The 24,271-nt window shown below is 59.1% G+C and carries 18 protein-coding genes; 7 read left to right on the top strand and 11 right to left on the bottom strand.

Features of this window, described 5'->3' with window-relative positions; genetic code table 11:
• The first annotated feature begins 143 nt into the window (after positions 1-143).
• Positions 144-3,038 (top strand): ribonucleoside-diphosphate reductase subunit alpha, encoded by a 2,895-nt coding sequence (locus tag AC1DIS_RS20635; RefSeq protein WP_018926318.1) that lies wholly within the window; start codon positions 144-146, stop codon positions 3,036-3,038.
• A gap of 163 nt (positions 3,039-3,201) precedes the next feature.
• On the opposite strand, the gene flgE is transcribed toward AC1DIS_RS20635, so the two are convergent.
• The 6 genes from flgE to AC1DIS_RS20605 form a co-directional block, all read right to left on the bottom strand.
• Positions 3,202-4,515 (bottom strand): flagellar hook protein FlgE, encoded by a 1,314-nt coding sequence (gene flgE / locus AC1DIS_RS20630; RefSeq protein ID WP_064616487.1) that lies wholly within the window; start codon positions 4,513-4,515, stop codon positions 3,202-3,204.
• 31 nt (positions 4,516-4,546) lie between these two features.
• The gene (gene flgD, locus AC1DIS_RS20625; protein ID WP_064616485.1) at positions 4,547-5,269 is read right to left on the bottom strand and encodes a flagellar hook assembly protein FlgD; all 723 of its coding nucleotides are present in this window, start codon (positions 5,267-5,269) and stop codon (positions 4,547-4,549) included.
• Positions 5,270-5,285: 16 nt separating this feature from the next.
• Entirely contained in the window at positions 5,286-5,729 is a 444-nt protein-coding gene (flgC, locus tag AC1DIS_RS20620) for a flagellar basal body rod protein FlgC (protein WP_007937507.1), read from the bottom strand.
• A gap of 3 nt (positions 5,730-5,732) precedes the next feature.
• Positions 5,733-6,140: a flagellar basal body rod protein FlgB gene (gene flgB, locus AC1DIS_RS20615; RefSeq protein WP_007937506.1), complete on the bottom strand. Its 408-nt coding sequence runs from the start codon at positions 6,138-6,140 to the stop codon at positions 5,733-5,735.
• Between the two features lie 265 nt (positions 6,141-6,405).
• Positions 6,406-7,233 carry a protein-glutamate O-methyltransferase CheR gene (gene cheR / locus AC1DIS_RS20610; RefSeq protein ID WP_026286437.1) on the bottom strand — a complete coding sequence of 276 codons (828 nt, stop codon included), beginning with the start codon at positions 7,231-7,233 and terminating at the stop codon, positions 6,406-6,408.
• Between the two features lie 46 nt (positions 7,234-7,279).
• The gene (locus AC1DIS_RS20605) at positions 7,280-8,212 is read right to left on the bottom strand and encodes a chemotaxis protein CheV (protein WP_007937503.1); all 933 of its coding nucleotides are present in this window, start codon (positions 8,210-8,212) and stop codon (positions 7,280-7,282) included.
• An 81-nt stretch (positions 8,213-8,293) separates the two neighbouring features.
• Here AC1DIS_RS20605 and flgA point away from each other — a divergent pair, with 81 nt between their 5' ends.
• The 4 genes from flgA to AC1DIS_RS20585 all read left to right on the top strand — a co-directional run bounded on the left by flgA (position 8,294) and on the right by AC1DIS_RS20585 (position 10,900).
• Entirely contained in the window at positions 8,294-9,055 is a 762-nt protein-coding gene (flgA, locus tag AC1DIS_RS20600; RefSeq protein ID WP_064616483.1) for a flagellar basal body P-ring formation chaperone FlgA, read from the top strand.
• Between the two features lie 167 nt (positions 9,056-9,222).
• Positions 9,223-9,549 (top strand): flagellar biosynthesis anti-sigma factor FlgM, encoded by a 327-nt coding sequence (flgM, locus tag AC1DIS_RS20595; RefSeq protein ID WP_007937499.1) that lies wholly within the window; start codon positions 9,223-9,225, stop codon positions 9,547-9,549.
• Between the two features lie 48 nt (positions 9,550-9,597).
• Entirely contained in the window at positions 9,598-10,065 is a 468-nt protein-coding gene (locus tag AC1DIS_RS20590; RefSeq protein WP_064616481.1) for a flagella synthesis protein FlgN, read from the top strand.
• A gap of 88 nt (positions 10,066-10,153) precedes the next feature.
• The gene (locus AC1DIS_RS20585) at positions 10,154-10,900 is read left to right on the top strand and encodes a flagellar brake protein (RefSeq protein WP_064616479.1); all 747 of its coding nucleotides are present in this window, start codon (positions 10,154-10,156) and stop codon (positions 10,898-10,900) included.
• Positions 10,901-10,963: 63 nt separating this feature from the next.
• On the opposite strand, the gene AC1DIS_RS20580 is transcribed toward AC1DIS_RS20585, so the two are convergent.
• From AC1DIS_RS20580 to AC1DIS_RS20565, 4 genes are all read right to left on the bottom strand, one after another.
• Positions 10,964-12,346 carry an MFS transporter gene (locus tag AC1DIS_RS20580; RefSeq protein WP_064616477.1) on the bottom strand — a complete coding sequence of 461 codons (1,383 nt, stop codon included), beginning with the start codon at positions 12,344-12,346 and terminating at the stop codon, positions 10,964-10,966.
• Positions 12,347-12,416: 70 nt separating this feature from the next.
• A complete protein-coding gene (locus AC1DIS_RS20575; RefSeq protein ID WP_477781055.1) occupies positions 12,417-13,658 on the bottom strand; it encodes a glutamine synthetase family protein in 1,242 nt (413 codons plus the stop codon).
• Between the two features lie 221 nt (positions 13,659-13,879).
• On the bottom strand, positions 13,880-14,572 hold the full coding sequence (locus AC1DIS_RS20570) for a sensor histidine kinase (RefSeq protein WP_064616474.1): 693 nt from the start codon (positions 14,570-14,572) through the stop codon (positions 13,880-13,882).
• Positions 14,569-16,173, bottom strand: a complete 1,605-nt coding sequence (locus AC1DIS_RS20565; protein WP_019650359.1) for a tetratricopeptide repeat-containing response regulator — start codon at positions 16,171-16,173, stop codon at positions 14,569-14,571. Before AC1DIS_RS20565 ends, AC1DIS_RS20570 begins: the two co-directional genes overlap by 4 nt.
• 370 nt (positions 16,174-16,543) lie before the next feature.
• Between AC1DIS_RS20565 and AC1DIS_RS20560 the strand changes: the two genes are divergently transcribed.
• Positions 16,544-20,692 (top strand): CheR family methyltransferase, encoded by a 4,149-nt coding sequence (locus AC1DIS_RS20560; RefSeq protein WP_477743508.1) that lies wholly within the window; start codon positions 16,544-16,546, stop codon positions 20,690-20,692.
• Position 20,693: 1 nt separating this feature from the next.
• Here the strand turns inward: AC1DIS_RS20560 and AC1DIS_RS20555 are convergent, their stop codons facing one another.
• Entirely contained in the window at positions 20,694-21,233 is a 540-nt protein-coding gene (locus tag AC1DIS_RS20555; protein WP_086944554.1) for a hypothetical protein, read from the bottom strand.
• A 738-nt stretch (positions 21,234-21,971) separates the two neighbouring features.
• On the opposite strand from AC1DIS_RS20555, the gene AC1DIS_RS20550 reads away from it, so the two are divergent.
• A partial coding sequence (locus tag AC1DIS_RS20550; protein WP_477781051.1) for a VCBS domain-containing protein occupies positions 21,972-24,271 on the top strand: 2,300 nt, incomplete at its 3' end.

The raw sequence follows: 24,271 nt of genomic DNA, 5'->3' as shown, positions 1-24,271 counted from the left end.
TGGAAGCGGCGCCCAATAGCCCCCTTCCTGATCTGTCCCGAAGTTGGTATGCCCGGCCCTCGCCGGTTGTAGTGCTTCAGGACAGAACGGTGGGCACCGTGATGGTGCCCAAACAAACATAGAGAATGTGGAGACAACCCCCCATGCAAACCGACACAACTCGCGAGAACCCGCAAGGCACCTTGCCGCAGGCCGCCGATTCGAATTCGGATCTGTCCGCCACCGCGCCTGGCCAACTGCGCGTGATCAAGCGTAACGGCACTGTCGTCCCTTACACCGATGACAAGATCACCGTCGCCATCACCAAAGCGTTTCTCGCAGTTGAGGGCGGCACCGCTGCCGCTTCGTCGCGAATCCACGACACCGTTGCCCGCCTGACCGAACAAGTCACCGCGACTTTCAAGCGTCGCATGCCTTCGGGCGGCACCATCCACATCGAAGAAATCCAGGACCAGGTCGAATTGGCCCTGATGCGTGCCGGCGAGCAGAAAGTCGCCCGCGACTATGTGATCTACCGTGACTCCCGCGCCAAAGAGCGCGCAGCGCACTCCCCTGCCGAAGAAGCCGTCAACGCTCACCCATCGATCCGCATCACCCGCGCCGATGGCAGCCTCGCACCGCTGGACATGGGTCGCCTGAACACCATCGTCACCGAAGCGTGCGAAGGCCTGGAAGAAGTCGACGGCGAGCTGATCCAGCGCGAAACCCTGAAAAACCTGTACGACGGCGTGGCCCTGACCGACGTCAACACCGCCCTGGTGATGACCGCCCGTACGCTGGTCGAGCGTGAGCCGAACTACTCGTTCGTGACCGCCCGCCTGCTGATGGACACCCTGCGTGCCGAAGGCCTGGGCTTCCTCGGTGTCGCCGACAGCGCGACCCACCACGAAATGGTCGACCTGTATGCCAAGGCACTGCCTGCGTACATCGCCAAAGGTATCGAATTCGAATTGCTGAACCCGGTTCTGGCGTCCTTCGACCTGGAAAAACTCGGCAAGGCGATCAACCACGAGCGCGATCAGCAGTTCACGTACCTGGGCCTGCAAACCCTGTACGACCGTTACTTCATCCACAAGGACGGTATCCGCTTCGAACTGCCACAGATTTTCTTCATGCGCGTGGCCATGGGCCTGGCGATCGAAGAGAAGCAGAAAGAAGACCGTGCGATCGAGTTCTACAACCTGTTGTCGTCCTTCGACTACATGTCCTCGACCCCGACCCTGTTCAACGCCGGTACCCTGCGTCCACAGCTGTCGAGCTGCTACCTGACCACCGTGCCGGATGACCTGTCGGGCATCTACCACGCGATCCACGACAACGCCATGTTGTCGAAATTCGCAGGCGGCCTGGGCAACGACTGGACCCCGGTTCGGGCGCTGGGTTCGTACATCAAGGGCACCAACGGCAAATCCCAGGGCGTCGTGCCGTTCCTGAAAGTGGTGAACGACACCGCCGTCGCCGTTAACCAGGGTGGCAAGCGCAAAGGCGCTGTCTGTGCCTACCTGGAAACCTGGCACATGGACATCGAAGAGTTCATCGAACTGCGCAAGAACACCGGTGATGACCGTCGTCGTACCCACGACATGAACACCGCCAACTGGATCCCTGACCTGTTCATGAAGCGTGTCTTCGATGACGGCAAGTGGACCCTGTTCTCGCCGTCCGAAGTACCGGATCTGCACGACCTGACCGGCAAGGCCTTCGAAGAGCGTTACGAGTACTACGAAGCCCTGACCGAGTACCCGGGCAAGGTCAAGCTGTTCAAGACCATCCAGGCCAAAGACCTGTGGCGCAAAATGCTGTCCATGCTGTTTGAAACCGGCCACCCATGGCTGACCTTCAAAGACCCGTGCAACCTGCGCAGCCCGCAGCAGCACGTGGGCGTGGTCCACAGCTCGAACCTGTGCACCGAGATCACCTTGAACACCAACAAGGACGAGATCGCCGTTTGCAACCTGGGCTCGATCAACCTGCCGAACCACATCGTCGACGGCAAGCTGGACACCGCCAAGCTGCAACGCACCGTGAACACCGCCGTGCGCATGCTCGATAACGTGATCGACATCAACTACTACTCGGTGCCGCAAGCGAAGAACTCCAACTTCAAGCACCGTCCGGTCGGTCTGGGCATCATGGGCTTCCAGGACGCTCTGTACCTGCAGCACATCCCTTACGGTTCCGACGCTGCCGTCGAATTCGCCGACAAGTCGATGGAAGCGGTCAGCTACTACGCGATCCAGGCTTCCTGCGACCTGGCTGACGAGCGTGGCGCCTACGAGACGTTCCAGGGTTCGCTGTGGTCCAAAGGCATCCTGCCGCTGGATTCGCAACAGATCCTGATCGAGCAGCGTGGCCAGAAGTACATCGACGTTGACCTGAACGAAACCCTGGACTGGGCACCGGTTCGCGCCCGTGTGCAGAAAGGCATTCGTAACTCCAACATCATGGCCATCGCACCGACCGCAACCATCGCCAACATCACCGGCGTGTCGCAGTCGATCGAACCGACCTACCAGAACCTCTATGTGAAATCGAACCTGTCGGGCGAATTCACCGTGATCAACCCGTACCTGGTTCGCGACCTGAAGGCTCGCGGCCTGTGGGACTCGGTCATGATCAACGACCTGAAGTACTACGACGGTTCGGTGCAGCAGATCGAGCGCATCCCGCAAGAACTCAAAGAGCTCTACGCGACGGCCTTCGAAGTGGACACCAAGTGGATCGTCGACGCCGCCAGCCGTCGTCAGAAGTGGATCGACCAGGCTCAGTCGCTGAACCTGTACATCGCCGGCGCTTCGGGCAAAAAACTGGACGTGACCTACCGCATGGCCTGGTACCGTGGTCTGAAAACCACTTACTACCTCCGTGCCCTGGCCGCAACCAGCACCGAGAAGTCGACCATCAACACCGGTAAGCTGAACGCTGTTTCCAGCGGCGGCAACCACGGTGACGACTCGGTCCTGGCAGCCCCAGCCGGTCCAGCTCCAGTGCCGAAGGCCTGCGCCATCGACGAGCCGGATTGCGAAGCTTGCCAATAAGCTGAGCCGGTAGGCGCTCCAGGGCGCTTACCTGAAACCCCCGATGAGCCTCTGGCTGGTCGGGGGCTGAAAAACCGCAGTGCATTCTTCGCGGGCAAGCCTCGCTCCTACAGAATGAAAAAACCCCTCTTGCGAGGGGTTTCTTATGCAGCACTATCAAGCATCAAGTCATCTGAATGATGGTCTGCATGATGGTGCTCTGGGTGGAGATGGTCTTGGCGTTCGCCTGGTAGTTGCTCTGCGCCTTGATCAAATCAACCAGTTCGTTGGTCAGGTTGACGTTGGACTCTTCCAGCGAGTTGGACACGACCGAACCCAGGGTACCGGTCTTCGGCGCATCGACACCGGCCACACCGGAGGCGAAGGTTTCTTTCCAGCGCGTACCGCCAATTGGCTGCAAGCCTTGCTCGTTGGCGAAGCTCGCCACAGCCACCTGGCCGATGGCCTTGGTTTGCTGGTTGCTGAAGTTGGCGGTCATGACGCCGCTGGCGTCGATGGTCAGGCTGGAGATCTGGCCGGTGGCGTAGCCGTCCTGGTATTGGGCGGTACGGGCGGTTGGCGAGTTGTAAGAAGTGGTCAGCGCCATGTTGAACGCGATACCGCCAGTGGCAGCGACGGAACCGTTCGGCCCCCAGGTCACAGGAATCGTTGCGGCGTTGGTAATGGCACCTGGCACCCAACCGGTCATGGTCAACGTGTTGCCAGTCTGGGTCCAGCCGGCACCCGCCGTCAGCGTGTTAATGCTGCCGTCGGAGTTGAAAGTGATGTCAGCGGTGATCGGCACTGGAGGCGTGGTTGCAGGGTTGGCCGGGGAGCGACCGTCCATGTAGGTATAGACACGCCAGGCATTGGTACCCGTCTTCACGTAGTACTGATCCATGGTGTGCTCGTTACCCTGGCTGTCGTAGACCTTGGTGGAGATGGTCTTGTTATAGCTGTTGGTATCGGTCGGGCTGAACGGGGCCACGGTCGGCGTGGTTTCCGCCGAGTTCAGGTTCATCGTCTGATCAACCTTGGTAGTCGGATTCGGCTTCAGGCTCGAGGTGTCGATCTTCAAGTCAGTCAACACACCGTTGATGATCTTGCCATTGGAATCGACGCCATAACCCTGCAAACGGTTGCCGTTGTTATCGACCACAAAGTTTTGAGCGTCGGTCTTGAACGCACCGGCACGGGTGTAACTCAGGGAACCGTTGTCGCTGAGGATGAAGAAGCCGTTGCCCTGAATGCCCATGTCCAGCACGTTGCCGGTGTTGTTCACATCACCCTGGCTGAACTGCTGGGAAACGTTGGCCAGGCGCACGCCGTTACCGATGGTCTTGCTGCCGGTACCCAGGCGAGTGGCCGAGTACACGTCTTCGAATTCTGCACGGGACGATTTGAAACCGGTGGTCGCGACGTTGGCGATGTTGTTGCCGGTCACGTCCAGTTGTTTGTTGGCTGCATAGAGACCGCTAAGGCCGATATTGAAAGACATATTCCACTCCTTTGTGCCGTGTTAGTCGGCTCTATAGACCAATGGTTTGCACTTTGGACAGGGCAACGCTGCCCTGGCCTGCCAGGTTCAGCATCAGCTCACCGCCGGTCTGGCTGATGGTCACGCTGTTGACGGTTGCCGGCAGGTAAGTAACCAGTGAGGTCGCTTTGCCGTCGTAGGTTGCGCTGGCAGAGAAGGAGTACGTGCCGGCCGCGGCGACTGCTCCGGCATCGTTTTTGCCGTCCCAGATGAAACTGGCGTTGCCAGCGCTCTGGCTGCCCATGTCGATGGTGCGGATGGTCTTGCCTTCGGCGTCACTGATTTTGAGCGTAACCGGGTTCGCCGACGCCGGCAGCACAACCGTACCGTTGAGGTTCTTGGAGGTGTCGACCACGGCTTTGCCGGTCTGCGCGATGACCGAACGGCCCACCAGCGAAGAAGCCTGCAGAGCTTGCGACGAGTTGTAGTTGCTGGCAATGCCGCTGACGGTGTCGTTCAGCGTGGTGATGCCTTCCAGACTACTGAACTGCGCCAACTGGGCTACGAACGCGCTGTTGTCCTGAGGATCGAGCGGGTTCTGGTTTTTCAGCTGGGTGACCAGCAGTTGCAGGAACGCATCCTTGCCCAATGCCTTGCTGCCGGTGGCACTGCTGGTCGCCGCGGAAAGACCATCACTGGTGGTCGTGGTCTTGACCGAAGAGTTGGCCAGGACATCCTTGAGGCTTACGCCGCTGGTGGTATCGGTAACACTCATCGAAAGTCGCCCCTTATCACTGACCGAGGGTCAGGACCTTCTGCATCATGGTTTTGGCGGTGTTCATCATTTCGGCGTTGGTCTGGAACGAACGGCTTGCGGAAATCATGTCGGCCATTTCTTCGACGACGTTGACGTTCGGGTAGTAGACGTAGCCCTTGGCATCGGCGGCCGGATGATTCGGCTCGTAGCGCGCTTCAAGGTTGCTCTGGTCTTCGACCACACCCAGCACTTGCACGCCTTGACCGGCCGCGTCCTGGTTCTGGAACAGCGAATCGCTGCCGCCGCTCTGGCCGCCCTGGAACATGGTGGCGAACACCGGGTGACGGGCGCGGTAGGTCTGGTCGATGCTCGACGAAACGGTCTCGGCGTTGGCGATGTTACTGGCAACGGTGTTCAAGCGAGTGGTCTGGGCACTCATGCCGCTACCGGCAATGTTGAAAACACTGGACAGGGACATGAATTACTCTCCGCGCAGGGCTGACACCAGCCCTTTGAATTTACTGTTGAGCAGGGTGAAGCTGGCCTGGAAGTTGACCGCGTTTTCCGCGTAGTTCGACTGTTCCAGTTGGGCATCCACGGTGTTCTGGTCGATCGACGGTTGCATCGGCGTGCGATACATCAGCGACTCGTCGCCATTGCCCAGGCCTTCAGCTTCGATGTGACGGCTGTTGGTCATGCTCAAGGCGAACTTGCCGTTTTTGGTTTTCTCGTTCTGCTCGGCGAGCACTTTCGAGAAGTCCAGATCCCGAGCCTTGTAGTTCGGGGTGTCGGCGTTGGCGATGTTGTTGGCCAGGACTTCAGCACGCTGAGCGCGGAAGCCCAGGGCTTGTTCGTGGATACCGAGCGCTTTATCGAAGCTGATGCTCATGTCGGGAAACCTTCGGGTGACCTGATTTTTCGTAACGTGAACATAGCAAGCGGCGTGCCAATTCAAAAAAGCCCGTAAACCGGGGCTTTGCGAGCAGTAACGAGGCGGCAATGCCAGAAAAGCGGCAACCGATTTCCGCCGCCTGCCGCTTTTCTGCCGCTTYTCACCATCCAAAGAACGCTACTTGCCCCTGTGGGAGCGTGGTGTCACAGGCATAAAAAAACGGGAGTCCTAATGGACTCCCGTTTTTTATGCCGTCAACGAATCACTTCGCCTGGTAAATGATCCCCGGGCTGCACTGGACCATCTGGTAATGGTCCGGCAAACCGTTCAGCGCTTCGGACGCGCCAAGGAACAGATAACCGCCCGGCTTGAGCGTGCTGTGAATGCGCAACAGGATGTCTTTCTTCACCTCGGCGGAGAAGTAGATCAGCACGTTGCGGCAGAACACGATGTCAAACTTGCCCAGGCTTGCGTAGCTGTCCAGCAAGTTGAACGAGCGAAACTCCACCCGACTCTTGATTGGTGCCTTGATGGCCCAGCGCCCCGGCCCCTTGGGGTCGAAGTAACGCTGAAGGCGCTCGGGCGACAGACCGCGACCGATGGCCAGGCTGTCGTACTCGCCGGTCTTGCAGTTGGTCAGCATGCTGCCGGACAGGTCGGTGGCAACGATCTGCACGCCCATCTTCAACTGGCCCATGTTGACCCGTTCGAACTCATCGATGGACATCGACAGCGAATACGGTTCCTGACCCGACGAACACGCCGCCGACCAGATCCGCAGGCGCTGACCGGGGCTGGCCTTGATCGCTTCAGGCAATACCTTGTTCTTCAAGACTTCAAACGGATAGGTGTCACGAAACCACAGGGTTTCGTTGGTCGTCATGGCATCCACCACCATCTCGCGCAAACCGCTGCGCGGCTGGGTCTGGATGCGCTGAACCAGCTCACCCAACGATTTGATGCCCTGCTGTTCCATCAGTTTGTTGAGACGGCTCGAGACCAGATATTGCTTGTTTTCACCGAGCAAAATGCCACAGGCTTTTTCCAGGAATACCCGGAACTGTTCGAAATCCAAATTACCCGTAGACAAAGATACCGCCTCTTAAATCGTGTTGACCGCCAGGGGCAGAAGGCCTCTAGCTGTTATCTGCTGCTTTGATCCGGTCGACTACCCGGGATGCCAGGTCATCAGGACGGAACTTGGCCAGGAAGTCATCGGCACCGACCTTCTTGACCATCGCCTGATTGAACACTCCCGACAACGAAGTATGCAGGATGATATGGAGCTTTTGCATGCGCGGATCGGCGCGGATCTCGGCCGTCAGGGTGTACCCGTCCATCTCCGGCATCTCGATGTCGGAGATCATCATCAGGAACTCTTCTTCCGGCTTCTTCCCCTCGTCAACCAGCTTGCGCAGGTAATCCAGCGCTTGCCGGCCGTCGTTCAACGCCACCACTTCGACACCGATCGTTTGCAGGCAACGGGTCACCTGCTTGCGTGCCACCGACGAGTCGTCGACCGTCAATACGCGCAAAGAGAGCGCCTTGTGCTGGGTCTCAACATCGACCACGCCCACCGAAATCGCTTCCGGCGTCGGCGCCACTTCCGCCAGCACCTTCTCGACGTCGATGATTTCGACTAACTGGTTGTCGACCCGAGTCACAGCCGTCAGGTAGTGATCGCGCCCCGTGCCCTTGGGTGGCGGATGAATCTCCTCCCAGTTCATGTTGACGATGCGCTCCACCGACCGAACCAGGAAACCCTGGGTCTTGGTGTTGTACTCCGTGATGATCACGAAGGGATTGCTCTGGTCCAGCAACCGACCGGCACCGGTCGCCATCGCCAGATCCAGGATCGGAATGGTTGCCCCCCGAATATTCGCCACACCGCACACGACAGGACTGGACTTGGGCATCAGGGTCAGCTTGGGGCATTGCAGCACCTCGCGAACCTTGAACACGTTGATCCCATACAGCTGCTGGCCGTCGAGACGGAACAACAACAGCTCAAGGCGATTCTGCCCTACCAGTTGCGTGCGCTGGTTCACCGAATCCATTACACCAGCCATGCCCAGACTCCTACACCAACGCTAAGTGTGTTGCGACGCACATTCATCACGAAACGGCACGGCGCTTGCTTTTTAACTCTTATGAACACAGAACCGACATTTTTCCGACACCTGACATCAACCTGCCGCAGATTGCTCTGCGCGATGTCGGCCGCTTGCCTGTTCAACGCTGGCAGCCCTGCCCTTGCTGATACGGTTACCTTGCCTGACATGCTTATCGGCGTCACCCAAGGCTTTCTTGAATTCACCGTAGAGGACTATCTGGCCACCAGTCAAACGCAAGGTCGCTACGAAATCCAGGTCAACCAGCTCGATCCGCGCCTGCGCATGCCTATGTGCGACAAGGAATTGACAGCCACCCTCGAGAGCCCGGCAAGGCCTCTGGGACGGGTCACGGTCAAGGTTCGCTGCGATGGCGCCTCACCCTGGACGGTCTTCGTGCCCGCTCAAGTGAAGCTGTTTCGCGACATTGTGACGACCACTCGTCCGCTCAAGCGCACAGGGATTATCGAACCTCAGGACGTAACCCTGCGCGAGCGTGATATCAGCCTGATAAATCAGGGGTTTCTGACTTCCGTCGATCAGGCTATCGGGCAAAAACTTACCCGACCAATGGTCGCCGATCAGATCATTACGCTGGTGCATCTCGAACAGGCGGAAGTGGTTCGCAAGGGCGACCAGGTGGTGATTACCGCCCGCAGTGGTACGCTCAGTGTGCGCATGCCGGGTGAAGCGCTGTCCAACGGCGGCCTGAGGGAACAGATTCGCGTGAAGAACCTTAACTCCCAGCGGGTCATCAAGGCGCAAGTCACAGCGCCCGGCCAGGTGGAAGTGGCCATGTAAGGGCTCTGTGTTTGTGAAGTGATGGCGCACCGCCTGGCGGTTGCCTAAACTGTGCCGCATGCAGGGCATGCGCTGGCGCATGCGAGCTCATTGATAAATGGGCCTAAAGTTTTTCGGGGAATCGCCGAAAACATGGCAAGCGTCCAAATATCCAGAGGTTTTTTGTCATGGTCATCGATTTCAGTCGTTTAAACAGCTCCTCGTCACTTACGGGCAGTACGCGTACCAGCACCGCCAAGGAAACCGCCGAAGCCGGCCAATCCGCGCCGCTGAATACCCCGGCCGAACAGGCCAGTACCACCAAAAGCGGGGAATCGGTACACCTCAGCAATGAGGCTCAACAGTTGCAGAAGGTCACTGACAAGCTGCGCGATCAGCCTGCCGTCGACAACGCCCGCGTGGCCGAGTTGAAAGCAGCGATTGCCGATGGCAGCTATAAAGTCGACAGCAACCGTGTAGCCAGCAAACTGCTCAACTTCGAAGCCCAGCGCTAGGCCACGGCCCGCGCCAGGCTTTTGGACGCTTAAAACCCAAGGCCAGCCATGCACGACACTCAATTACTGCAACTGATCATCGACGACTTCGCCCCGGCGCAACAACTGCTGGAGCTACTGCAAACCGAGTCCCTTGCCTTGCACGGTCGCGACATGCCACTGCTCGAAGAAATTCTGGCGCATAAACAGGCATTGATCATTCTGCTCGAACAGCATGGCCGCAAGCGCAGTGAAATCCTCGCCAGCCTCAACCTGCCAACCAACCGCCAGGGCCTGGAGCAACTCGCCAGCCAGTCGAGCATTGGCGAACGATTGCTGGGACAGAGCGACGTGCTCACCGACCTCCTGGCCCAGTGCCAAGCCGCCAATGTCAACAATGGCCAGTCGATTCTGGTGCAGCAGGCCGCCACGGCCAACCAGCTGAAAATCCTCACCGGCGGCGAGCCGCCAGCGCTCTACGATGCCCGCGGATCAACCTCCAAGCTCGCCAAGCCACGCCCGCTCAGTCAGGCTTAAGCCTTTCAATGAGCACGCCCTATCAAGACACGCAACATGCTGGCAGAATGCCGGCCAGTAGTCATATTTGCCTGGAGATTGATACCCCGTGTCCAATGCCTTAAGCGCGGAAGATGCTCCGCAGCCACCCAAGGTGCTCACCACGCCTTTGGAAATCTCCGGCAACCTGCGTCAGCTGCAAGACAGCCATGACCCGCTGATCATCACGTTCCACGAGCGCAGCCAGCGCTTCCAGAGTTATCTGGTGGACGTCGACCGTGACAGCAACATGATCGCCCTGGACGAAATGATCCCGCGCGACGGCGAACGCTTTCTGCTGGCCGGCGAACCGTTCAAGGTCGAAGGCTTCCACGACGGCGTGCGCATCGCCTGGGAAAGCAATGGCCCGCTGACCATCGACGAGTCCGGCGATGGCCGCTGCTACCGCGGCACGCTGCCCGATGAGGTGGTTTACCACCAGCGCCGCAATGCTTTCCGCGCTGCGTTGAAGCTGGCACAACTGGTCAATGTCGAGCTGGGGGGCGAGAAACTCAAGTCGCCCCTCGCTGGCAAACTGCTGGACATCTCCGCCACCGGCTGCAAATTGCGCTTCGAAGGCGACATCACCGCCAAGCTGCAATTGGGCCAGGTCTACGACCGCTTCATCGCCGCCCTGCCCTTCGGCAGCATGACGGCACCRGTGGAGCTGCGTTACCTGCACTTTGAAGAAAAGATCAACACCACCTTCGCCGGCGTGCGCTTTCACAACATGAGCGGCCTGGTGCAACGGCAGGTCGAGCGGTTCGTCTATCAGCTTCAGCGTGAAGCGCGGCGCTTTGACAAAGACGACTTCTGATACACCCCGCCAATAAAAAACGGGCAGTCCCTTGCGGGGATTGCCCGTTTTTTTATGTCTTGATCAAGGCCGCGCTTCGGTAAAACTTTGCTCGCGACCTGCGTCCGGGTCTTCTGAATCCGAAACTGGTTCAGGTTCAGGTTCTGGCTCGGCATCCGGATTGACATCAGCCTCCGGGTTGACCGGGTTCTGCATCTGATCCTGCACCACCTGCTCATCGACACGCGGGTCAAGGCAAGCCACCAGTGGCGAACTCGTCATGCTGTCCGGCATGGCCACGTGATGCAGTGGAGCATCGTCCACCTGATGCAGATTGGTGACTGCTTTCGGGCGGATTCGCCACACCAGCACCAATGCAAAAAAACTGAAAAAGGCATACAGCATCTGGCTGCCGAACAACTTCATCAATACCCCTGCCACCAACGGTCCGACACTCGCGCCGACACCGTAAGTCACCAGCAGCATCGCCGTCAGCGACACCCGGCGATCACCCTCGACGTGGTCGTTGGAGAACGCCACCGCCAGCGGGTACAGACAGAATTGCACCAACGAACAGAGGAACCCGGCGATGAACAGCACCTCCAGTTGCACCTGCGGCATGATCGCCAGCGGCAACGCGGCCAGTGCCAGGCTAAACGCAAAACTTCGGATCAATACCGCCCGGTCATAACGATCCGATAGCCATCCCAACGGCCACTGCACCACCAGGCCTGCAAAAATGCAGCTGCCCATGAACAGACCGACCTGCTCGGTGGACAATCCTTGCTGGGAGGCATACAGCGGCGCCAGGCCGTAGAACGAACCGACGATCAATCCCGCCCCCAACACCGTGCTCAGTGACTGCGGCACGCGTTTGATGAAGAAGCGCGGTTCCATCGGCGCCGGGTGCAATGGCGCCGGGTGAATCCGCCGGGTCAGGGCCACCGGCACCAGACACAGGGCGAAACACAGAGCGACCAGCATCAGCAGTTCCAGGCCCAGGCCCGGGTGCATGACCAGAATCAGCTGGCCCAACACCAGCCCCAGGTACGAAGCGATCATGTAGCCGCTGAACACCACGCCACGCTGCTTGGCTTCTGCCTGCTCATTGAGCCAGCTTTCGATCACCATGTACTGGCACATCATGCCCAGGCCAACGATCACCCGCAGGAACAGCCACGCGGGCAGCCAGTCCACCAGGCCATGGCCCAGCACCGCCGCACCGACGATCCCGGCGCAGGCTGAATAAGCTCGAATATGCCCGACCCGGGCAATCAGCCGATGGCCGATCTTGCCGCCCAGCACCAGGCCGAAATAGTTGGCCGCCATCAACGCGCCGACCCACAGGCTGTCGACCTTATCGGCCGCCAGGCGCAGGGCAAGGTAAGTACTCAACAGGCCCGAGCCGATCAACATCATCAGCGAGGCGAAATAAAGTCCTCGAAAGGATTTCAGGATTTGGCGCATTGGCGTTCCGAGCGGCTCCTTGCAGTGAGTATCGGGCTATCGACAACGATAGCCCGATGGCGACAGGTCGTCAGGCCTGGGCTGCTAGAACACGCCGTTCCCAGGGAGTAATTTCATCGAGGAAGCTGGTCAACTCCAGGGTCTTCGAAGCGATGTAGCCTTCGATGAACTCCTTGCCGAACAGTTCCTTCGCCAATTGGCTACGTTTCAGACGTTCAAGAGCGGCATGCAAGGTACACGGCAACGCAAGATTATCCGGCACTACGAATTCGCCCCGTGCCGCTTCGCTCGGTTCCAGTTTGTTTTCGATGCCATACAGCCCCGACGCCAGGCTCGCGGCGATCGCCAGATACGGGTTGGCGTCAGCCCCCGGCAGGCGGTTTTCGACCCGACGAGCGACCGGTGAACTGGCCGGAATGCGCAGGCCGGCCGCGCGGTTATCATGGGACCAGCAGGCATTATTGGGCGATGCAAAAGGATGACACAGGCGCTGATAAGAGTTCACGTTCGGCGCAAACAGCGCAGTGAAATCCGCCAGGCCGGCCTGTTGACCACCGATGAAATGACGGAAGGTCGCGGTCGGCTCGCCGGCCTTGTCGCTGAACACGTTACGCCCGCTGTCGATCTCGACGACGCTCTGGTGAATATGCATCGAACTGCYCGGCGTGTGAGCCAACGGCTTGGCCATGCAGACCACGGTCAGGCCATGCTTGAGCGCCACTTCCTTGAGCAGATGCTTGAACAGCAAGGTCTGGTCGGCCAACAGCAGCGGATCGCCATGCAGCAGGTTGATCTCGAACTGGCTGACGCCCATCTCGTGCATGAAGGTATCGCGCGGCAAGCCCAGCGCCGCCATGCCTGCGTAGACTTCAGTGAAGAACGGCCGCAAGCCGTTATTGGAGCTGATGCTGAATGCCGAATGACCGTCCTCGCGACGACCGTCCAGGCCCACTGGAGGCTGGAAGGGTTGCGTCGGGTCAGGGTTGGGCGCGAACACAAAGAATTCCAGCTCGGTCGCCACGACCGGCGCCAGACCGAGGGCGGCGTAGCGAGCGATCACCGCCTTGAGTTGGCCGCGAGTCGACAGGTGCGAGCTCTCGCCCGTCAGTTCCTGTGCATCGCATATGGCCAGTGCCCGAGGGTGCGAACTCCAGGGCAAGCGGTGGATCTGCCCCGGATCAGGCACCAGCGCCAGATCGCCATCATCGCTGCCGTAAAAGTGCGCGGGCGGATAGCCGCCCATGATGCATTGCAGCAGCACTCCCCGCGCCATCTGCAAACGCCGCCCCTCAAGAAATCCTTCAGCGGTCATTACTTTGCCGCGTGGCACGCCGTTCAGGTCCGGCGTGACACATTCAATCTCATCAATGCCCGTCAATCGCTGCGCGAGTGAGCGATGGCCATCGGTTGTCATGACGCAATCCTTGTTGTTGTACGAGCCGCGAACGGCGACCCGTACAAAATAGGCTCCGGCTGTTCGGAATATCAAGCAGCGTCAAACAAAAAGGCGCAATCCTGTGAGGAACGTGTCGTTCAGGGGAGATAGAGGCTGAACACGCCGCCGCCCAATGGCCCGCCATTACTGATTTCGGTACGTCCGCCCACACCATCACGCTGATGCAAGGCGGCAATCCGCCCGGCAAAGTACAAGCCCAGGCCGGTACTGCCGCTGCTGTGGTTGATGCCCTGCACATAGTCGGCCTGACGCTCGATCATCTCGGGTGGATAACCCTCACCATCGTCGTTGATGGTCAGCACCAATTGCCCGGCCTCATCGCTGACACTGATCAACAAGGCATGCCGGGCATAACGAATGGCGTTGTTGATGCAATTGGCGAGCACCGAGGCAATCAGCTCCCGATCGAAGAAACCCAGCGGGCTCAACGGGTCCACTTCATAGGTCGCGATAATGCCGCGGCTGGCGAACACTTCTTGATGAGCCGCCAGTTGCGCCTCGATGAAGTCATCGAGCTCATGGTAGGCCGGCTGCAATGGCATCTGGTTGACGCCCAGCTTGTACAGCCCCAGCAACTGCACCAGCATGCCATTGAGGTGGGCGAACTCGAAGTCGATGACGCCCTGCTCCGGGGTGTGCCGCTCAGGGTCGGGCAAACGCGCCAGCCATTGGCTGTGCGCCTGCATCAGCATGGCCAGAGAGTTCTTCATGTCGTGCACGGTGGAGGCAATCACCGTAGAGAAGTCGAGTGACGGTTCGCTGTCGATCATTCGCCGAACGCCTTGATTTTCAGTTTCTGGTAGCGCGGATAACGCGCATCGGTATCGGGCATCAGGCCGACCGTTTTCAGGCAGGCCCGGCACTCTTCCAGCTCGGCCGACGGGACGCTGGTGTCGGTGCCATGCAGCAGCGACTGCGCCATGTTCAGGGCAATACTGATGTTCTTCGGTTGCAGCGCCAGGGCTTTGCGGAACACTTCCCGGGCTTCCACCAGGTTGCCGGTCTTGTACACCCGCACGCCCTGACGGTTGAGGTCGGCGGCGGCGTTGCCCGAGTTGAGGATGGTCGGGTCGTCGGTCAGCTTGGCGATGCCCTTCATTACGGTCGGATCGTCGCCGTAGATTTCCGCACAGTTTTTCAACATCGAAGCACCGGCACTCGCCTGCCCCAGCATTTGCAGCTGCTTGGCCACCAGCAGCGCCGCTTCGGCGCTCATGAACTGTTCCATGCCATCGAGGCGCATCATCGCTTGCTCGGTGAGCTTCTCGGCGGTCTCGGCATCGTTGAGCAGCAGGCTGGTGGCCTTCATCAGACGCGCACGAATCTGCAGGCCTGGGTCGGAAGGGTTCTCCTTCGCCACTGCACTCAGCGTCGTGTTGATTTCCAGGCGGGTCCGCGTGTCCAGGCCCTTTTCCGAGCCTTTGCTGATCAAGGCATGGGCCAGGCCGAGGTTGCTTTCCGCATCCTTGAACCGTGACTGCGCCCCTTGGTTCACGGCCTGGCGATAGGCTTTGGAGGCAGTGTCGAAATCTTCGTTGGCCATTGCCAACTTGCCCAGCAACGCTTGCCGGCGCACCGCCAGCGGCGACAGGCGAATTGCTTCTTCCAACACTTTCTGCGCCGCTTTGGTGTCACCTTCGGCGACCAGCACATCGGCCATGCCATCGTAGAGGGCCGGCATCATCGGGAAGACTTTCAAGGCTTTTTCGTAAATGCCCTTGGCCTGGCTGACCTGCCCGCGCTTGAACAGCAATTGGCCCAATCCGGCAAACGCCCAGGGCAAAGGCCGATCTGCAATGATGCTGTCGTAAAGACGCTCCAGCGCTTCGTTCTGGTTCAAGTCGCGCAATGCATCGGCGCGGTAGCGCAGGCACAGCGGCGAATAACGAATGTCCTGTTTGCACAAGGCGATGCAGGCGTTGAGCACTTCAACCGGTTTGCCCCGGTCAAGCGCTTGCAGGATCGGCTTGAGCAAGGTCTTGCGCTGTTCCAGTCGCTCCAGGCGCTGGGCCAGGCCGGAGCGGTTGAACGGTTTGGTCAGGTAAGCGTCGGGCTCATGCTCCAGTGCGCTGAGCACCATGGCCTGGCTGGTTTCGGCGGTGACCATGACAAACACACTTTCGTGGCTGATCAGCTTCTCGATCATCAGGTCTTCGAGCACCTGCTGACCGTTTTTCTTGCCATCGCCCAGGTGGAAATCCTGCAGGATGAAGTCGTAGGACTTCTGCGAGCACATGCGCAGCGCCTGCTCACCGGTATCAGCGGTGTCGACGTCCTTGACGCCCAGCTCCCGCAGCATGGACCTGACGGAACTGCGGAAATCCGAGAAATCATCGACGATCAAAAAGCTTTTTTGGTGATACGACAGCATCGAAGATTTCCAGGCAATTTAAGGAAGAACAACCTAAAGGCAATGGCTGCGAGTTCAGCTTCGCGGCCTTTCAGGCGCGCAGATGATAGCGAGAGGCCATTGGCTATCAAGCAATTTCGCACAATCGCGTGATGAGCTTTACCGGCCGCCAGCGATGAAATCACAACGGCTTGTCGCGTTATCGGCCAGTAGTCGCGTTCCCTTGAAGCAGCGGGAGTGCAATCGTTCCTTTTACTGCCAAAAGATCATACGGCTGCGCTAAATATTTGAAGGCGTTATTGAAAAACGGGATTATCCTGATTTATTGAAGCACGCTAATTATTATCCGCTTGAACCCAATACGCTCTAAATCGCCGGCAAAGGCCAGGAAATGACCACCACCCCCAAGCACTCGGCCACGGCTCCCGAGCGAAAGGCCCTGACCCTCAGTACCCTGGATTTTCCAGTGGTGGGCATCGGTGCGTCGGCTGGCGGGCTGCAAGCCATCAAATTGTTTTTCGAGAACATGCCTAACGACAACGGCATGGCGTTTGTGATCATTCTTCACCTGTCGCCCGACCACCAAAGCGTCGCAGACAAGATCATCCAGGAATCGACCCGGATGCCGGTTCTGCAGGTCACCGAAACCGTACCGATCGAGAAAAACCGGGTCTATGTCATCCCGCCGGCGCGGCGACTGGTGATGAATGGCAATAACCTTGAGGTAATTGAAAACGACCCACAACTGGGACGCCATGCCTCGATCGATCTGTTCTTCCGCGACCTGGCGCAAGTACACCGCGAGCGCGCCTTCTGCCTGGTGCTCTCGGGCAGCGGTTCCGACGGCGCAGTCGGCCTGTCGCGTATCAAGGAACAGGGCGGCATTACCCTGGCCCAGGTACCGGAAGACGCCGAGTTCGACGGTATGCCTCGGGCGGCCATCGAAACCGGCATGGTCGATCTGGTATTGCCCGTAGCAGACATGCCGCAAAAGCTGCTGGACCTGTGGCACAACTCCCGGGAAATCAGCTTGCCCGCCGCCAATGATCCGGAACTGCAATCCTTCGCCTCTGTAGCCGAACGTGATGCCGTGCTCGCCGAACAAATGCTGCACGACATCCTGATCCAGTTGCGTACCGGCACCGGTCATGACTTCAAGCACTATAAACGCGCAACGGTATTGCGGCGGATCGAACGCCGGATGCAGGTCACGGCCCAGCCCGACTTGGGAGCTTATTACCGCTACCTGCTAAGCAATCCCGAAGAAACCAAGGCGCTGCTGGGGGACATGCTGATCGGCGTGACCAACTTTTTCCGTGATCGCGAAGCCTTCGAAGCGCTGGAGCGGGATGTCATTCCGCAACTGGTCAGCGCCGCGGTTTCGGCGCAGCCTGAAAAGGAAGAAATCCGGGTCTGGTCGGCTGGCTGTTCCACCGGCGAAGAAGCCTATAGCCTGGCGATGCTGGTCAATGATCAGCTGCAACAGGAAGCCAGCAAGGCCTCACTGCAAGTTTTCGCCACCGACATCGACGAGCGCGCCATCAGCTTCGGCCGGGCCGGCCTGTACCCGCAAGCCATCGTGACGGATGTGCCGCCGACGCGGCTGCGGCATTACTTCATCAAGGAAGATGAGCACTATCGGATTCGCAAGGAAATCCGCGAGAAGGTGCTGTTCGCCAAACACAGCCTGCTGTCCGATCCACCCTTCTCGCAAATCGACCTGATCGTGTGCCGGAACCTGTTGATCTATCTGGATCGCGAAGTACAGCGCGAAATCCTGCAGATGTTCCACTTCGCCTTGCGCCCCGGCGGTTTTCTGTTCCTCGGTTCCTCCGAAAGTGCAGACGCTTGCCATGAGCTGTTCACGCCGGTGGACAAACGCAACCGGATCTTCCGCGCCAAGACCGGCACCGCCAACAGCCGACGCACGCCGACCGTGCCGCGCGGTGGTTATGTGCGCTCCAATATTTCCCATCAGGCACCGCAACACGCCGTGCAGCGCAAACTGTCGTTTGCCGACATCCACCAGCGCGCCCTCGAACGCGCGGCCCCGCCGAGCATGATCGTCGATGCCAACGCCGACATCCTGCACATGAGCGAAACTGCCGGGCGTTTCCTTCGGCATGTGGGCGGTGAGCTGTCACGCAACCTGCTGACTCTGATCCTGTCAGAGCTGCGCCTGGAAATCCGCACCACGCTGTTCCAGGTCCAGCAGAGCGGCCTGGCCGTGAAATCCCGCGAGGTGCCGGTCAAGCGCGAAGAGCGGCATTACAAGGTCAGCCTCGAGGCGCAGCCTTACAAGGATGAAGAGGCGGACGGCGAGTTCATTCTGGTGATTTTCGAGGAAGTCGAAGTCGATCCTTCGCAAGCGACGGCCAAGACCCTGCTTCAAACCGAAAGCCAGGTGCTGTCCAATCTTGAGCGTGAACTGCAACGCACCAAACTGCACTTGCAGGACACCATTGAACAATCGGAAATTTCCAGTGAAGAACTGAAAGCTTCCAACGAAGAAATGCAGGCGATCAACGAAGAACTGCGCTCGGCCACCGAAGAGCTGGAAACCAGCAAGGAAGAGCTGCAATCGATCAATGAAGAGCTGCTGACGGTCAACTACGAGCTGAAAACCAAAGTCGAAGAAACTGACAAGATCAACGACTACCTGACCAACCTGATCGCCTCCACCGACATTGCCACGGTGTTTGTCGACCGCAGTATGCGGATCAAGTGGTTCACCCCACGCGCCACCGATATTTTCAGCATGTTGCCGATGGACACCGGTCGCTCCCTGCTCGACATCACCCATCGCCTGCACTACGACGACCTGGCGAGTGACGCGGCATCGGTGTTCGAATCATTGAACATGATCGAACGTGAAGTCAGCAGCACCGACAAGCACTGGTACATCGCCCGCCTGCTGCCCTATCGCTCCAGCGAAGACCGTATCGACGGCACCGTGCTGACGTTCATTGACATCACCAAACGCCGCGAGGCCGAAGAAGAGCTGCGCCTGGGCGAAGAACGCATGCGCCTGGTGGCCGAAAGCACCCGCGACTACGCGATCATCACCCTTGATGAACAAGGCGTGATCACCACCTGGAACAAAGGCGCCGAACTGATCTTCGGCTACAGCAAGGCTGAGGCCGAAGGCGCTTACTACGACTTCATTTTTTCCGCCGAAGACCGCGCCTCCGGCGTGCCTGAATCCGAACTGCTGGGGGCTCGCACCCATGGCCGTTCCGAAGATGAACGCTGGCACCTGCGCAAGGACGGCAGCCGCTTCTATTGCAGCGGCGAAGTGACCTTGCTCAGCGGTGACAACCTTCGCGGCTACGTGAAAATCGCCCGGGACCTGACCGGTCACAAACGCCAGCATGAGGAACAAAGCCAACAACTGGCCGAGACGCTGAACACCAATTACCTCAAGGATGAGTTCTTCGCGGTCATGTCCCACGAACTCAAGCATCCTCTGAACCTGATCCAGCTCAACGCCGAACTGTTACGGCGCTTGCCGGTGACCAAGTCGGTGGCGCCGGCCGCCAAAGCCGTCAACACCATTTGCGATGCCGTCAGCAGCCAGGCGCGGATCATCGACGACCTGCTGGATGTCGCCCGCGTGCGCACCGGCAAGCTCAAGCTCAAACCGATCGCCGTGGATCTGGCCAGTGTGCTGCGCGATATTTACACCGTCGTCCTCAACGACCAGCACAGCACCACCGTCGAGCTGCATGTGCCTTCGGAGCCGTTGATGGTGCGCGCCGATCCGACGCGCCTGGAGCAGATCATCTGGAACCTGGTGAATAACGCACTGAAATTCACCCCGCCCGACGGCCGCGTACAATTGATCGCCAGCCTGGCCGAGAACATGGCGCAGCTGGACGTCAAGGACAATGGCACCGGCATCGCGGCCGAGAACCTCGAACACGTATTCGACCTGTTTGGCCAGGCTGAAACACAGCACGCCAACCACCAGCGCGAAGGGCTGGGCATCGGTTTGTCACTGGTGCGCCAATTGACCGAGGCGCAACATGGCACGGTTGAAGTGAGTTCGCCGGGCGTTGGGGAAGGCTGTACCTTCACTGTCTATTTGCCCCTGGCCAGTAGTGAAGGCAAAACCCAAACCACAACGCCAACCGATGAGGTATCAGGAAAACTGAGCGGCCTGACGATTCTGCTGGTCGACGACTCCGCCGAGGTACTGGAAACCCTGAAGATGCTGCTGGAAATGGAGGACGCCGAAGTCGTTGCCTTCGATCATCCGAAGGACGCTCTGGACGCGGCTGCAAACAGCCACTTCGACCTGATCATTTCGGACTTGGGCATGCCGGTCATGAACGGCCATGAACTGATGCAAGCATTACGTCAGTTGCCGCATGTCAAGGATGTGCCGGCCATTGCCCTGACTGGCTATGGCGCTATCAGCGATATTAAAAAGGCTCGTCAATCGGGCTTTGACCAGTACATTGGAAAACCGGTGTCCTACGATGACCTGATCGCGACCATCGAGACCCTGCGACAGCCCCGGGCATCAGGTTCTGAATAGCTCAGCGTAAATAGGCGCGTTGTACACAGACGCGCCGGTCAATCGCCTGCTTCAGTCGCTCCTTGTGGTCCGCCCAGACCCTGGGATCGACTTTGGGCGCGCGCATGAGGTCAAGCATGGCCGCTTTGGCGGTCAGGTATTCCGACCACGCATCTTCACAGCTGAGCTTGAAACGCTCACGTTCGTTCATTTCCATCCGCCGCAGCGCCAGTACCGACTCATCGGTGATGACCGTGCCGAGCGTCAGTTGCACCCGATGAGGTGCAACGAAGGCCTGCGTGCCCGCGACGATCTCGCCCGCTCGTAGAGCGCCCCACTTCAACGCCGCACAGTAAGTCTCATCACGGCCCCTGTCGTGAAACTCCTCACACAGCATGATCCCACGGGCATCGTAAACACCGATGAACACCTGGGTGATTCCCTCATGACCCACGCGCGCCCGCACTTCCACTTGTACCCCGTCACCGAGCACTTCTTCATGGGTGCGGTGAGGCAAACGGGTGTCGGTCCATAACCAGAACTGTGCACCTCTGTGTCGCATTGCTGGCTCCTTGAGTGGAGTCAGAAGTAAGGCACAGCAATAACGGACTTTCCACGTAAGTCGTCAGGTGGTTCGAGCAAGAAAAAAACTGCCAGAGGAATGCTCTGACGGGCTTTTCTAACCGCTGACGCTGCAATTTTAGAGTTTCCTTGTACTGGAATTATGCAGCCAGCCCTTGCCGCATAAGGGTTTCAGATCATTTGAGATGCACCACTATTGAGTGCCTGCGGTCACTTCGCCAAAAACAAATCGACATAATATTGACACCAAAACACCCACTTGTCGGAATATTGGCACATCGTACTGTTACCTGCGCTTAACACCTTTACAAAGCCTGACCCCACAACTAAACACCTATCAAACTGATATCAGGAAAGGCCGTATCCCTGAGTCAGTGCTGTACCAAAATACGGCCTTATCCAGCCATTACTTCAGGAGTCCCTTCCCTATGGGCGCTCTCAGGATACTGCGCGCCACGCGCAGCGCAGCCTCAGGCTTGGGCCCACGTTCGCCCGACCGCTTCTGCGATTCGCTCCTCAAGTACGGCGAGTTTCTTCACCCCCGCGAGACCAGCGCCCCTCTGCCGGCACCACCTGTCCCGTCAAGCCCAGACGGTCGACGATGTCCGGTAGCCGCCCCGTACCGCTCCTGAACACTCTGAGCGGCGCAAGCACGGGACTTCGTCCTGTTAGCAGTCCCTGGCAATTCCAATAAAAAAAGCATTCTCGGGAGAAAGACATGGCTACCACCACCACGACCAGCGGCGGCACCGTTACTTCGTTTTCCAATACGCCGCAGGCGCAGGACGACATTTTCACTACGGGTGTCATTGGCACGAGCAACGTGACCATCACTGAAGACCTGCAGGGTGTCGTGTACCTGGATGTCATGTCCAATGACCTGGGCGGTAACGCAAAGACGCTCTGGTCAGTTGATAACGCGACCAGCCTTTCTACTGCCACCAAGGTTTATGCCCCGGCCGATCTGCTGGTCCAGGACACGAGCAGAATTGAGGCGACGAGCACCGACACCAGCCTCAACGGGGCAAAAATCTGGATTACATCGGATGGCAAAGTCGGCTACGACGCCGCTACCTTATCGACTGCTTTCAAGACGCAACTTCAGGAGCTTGCTGCCGGAGCGTCCCTGGCAGACAGCTTTACGTATGCGATTCGTCTCGGCAATGGCACCCTCAGCTGGGCCACTGCGCAAGTGCAATTTGCCGGTATGAATGACAGTGTGACGATGAACGTCAGCGTGCAGGCTGGCACGGTGACCGAAGATGCGCCCACAACGCCGAGCACTACCGATTCGCTGAGTACGACAGGCACGATTGCATTTAGCGATGTCGATCTGAGCGACACGCATACCGCTTCATTCGTGGCGGCGGGAGGCAATACCACAGCGCTGGGCAACTTCAGCCTTGCCTCTGTCATTGAAGCGGCCAATGCGGCCAACGGCACCGTTAACTGGACTTACACCGTGAACAATGCGGCAGCCCAGTACCTGGCCCAGGGTCAGACAGCTACCGAAACCTATGTGGTCACCGTCAGTGATGGGCATGGTTCGTCGACAACGCAAAATGTGATCATCACCATCACCGGCACCAACGACCAGGTGCACATCACCAGCGGCGTGCAGACCGGCGATGCCAAGGAAGACAGTGGCGACTACGCCGCCAACGGCAGCATCACCTTCACCGACGCCGACCTGATCGACACCCACAGCGTCACCGTCACACCGGGCGCTTCCGGCTACCTGGGCAGCTTCACCACAGATCCACTGCACGACAGCACCGGCACCGGTAGCGGTTCGCTGGGCTGGCACTTCGCGGTAGACAACGCCGCCGTGCAGTTCCTGGGCGAAGGCCAGATCCTCACCCAGACTTATAACGTGGCGATCGGCGACGGCACGGTACAGACCGTGACCATTACCATCACTGGCACCAACGACCGGCCGACGCTGACGATTGCCGACACCACCGGCGCCATGAGCGAAGGCAACGGTACGGCCACACTGAGCGACAGCGGCGCACTGAGCTTTGCCGATGTGGACAACATCGACGTGGTGACTGTGTCGCACGCCTCCAACGGCAACATCGCCTGGAGCGGCGGCACGCTCGATGCGGGTGTGGCCTCAGCACTGGTCGCCGGGTTCTCGGTTGATCACAACAGCTGGGACTACAGCACCAGCCAGAACCTCGATTTCCTCGGCGCGGGTGAAACCGTCACCTTCTCGTACACCGTGGTCGCCACCGACAACAGCGGCGCGGCTAACGCTGCTTCGGCGACGCAGACTGTGACCATCACCATTACTGGCAGCAATGACGCACCGGTGCTCAGCTTCGCGAGCGGCAACGATGCCGGCGCCGTGAAGGAAGACACCACCCTCAGTGTCAGTGGCCAGTTCAGCTCGAGCGACATCGATCACGCGGCCACCGCCACCTGGAGCATTGCCGGGTCCAATACTGGCACCTACGGCTCGATCGCGGTGGACAGCAGCGGTAAGTGGACCTACACCCTGGCCAACGGCACCGATGGTGTTGCCAGTGCGGTGCAATCACTGAAGGTTGGCGAGAGTCACAACGAAGTGTTCAGCGTGCAGGTCAGCGATGGCCTCGGTGGCGTCGCCACCCAGCAGGTGACTGTCACCGTCACCGGCAGCAACGATGCGCCGGTGCTCAGCTTCGCCAGCGGCAACGATGTCGGCGCCGTGCAGGAAGACACCACCCTCAGCGTCAGCGGCCAGTTCAGTTCAAGCGACATCGATCATGCAGCCACCGCGACCTGGAGCATTGCCGGGTCAAACACCGGCAGCTATGGCTCGATCGCGGTGGACAGCAGCGGTAAGTGGACCTACACCCTGGCCAACGGCACCGATGGTGTTGCCAGTGCGGTGCAATCACTGAAGGCTGGCGAGAGTCACAACGAAGTGTTCAGTGTGCAGGTCAGTGATGGCCTCGGTGGCGTCGCCACCCATCTGGTGACTGTCACCGTCACCGGCAGCAACGATGCGCCGGTGCTCAGCTTCGCCAGCGG

The organism is Pseudomonas sp. 05N433 (assembly GCF_056396925.1).
Note: the sequence above shows the minus strand (reverse complement) of the source record. Positions and strands in the feature narration are given on the sequence as shown.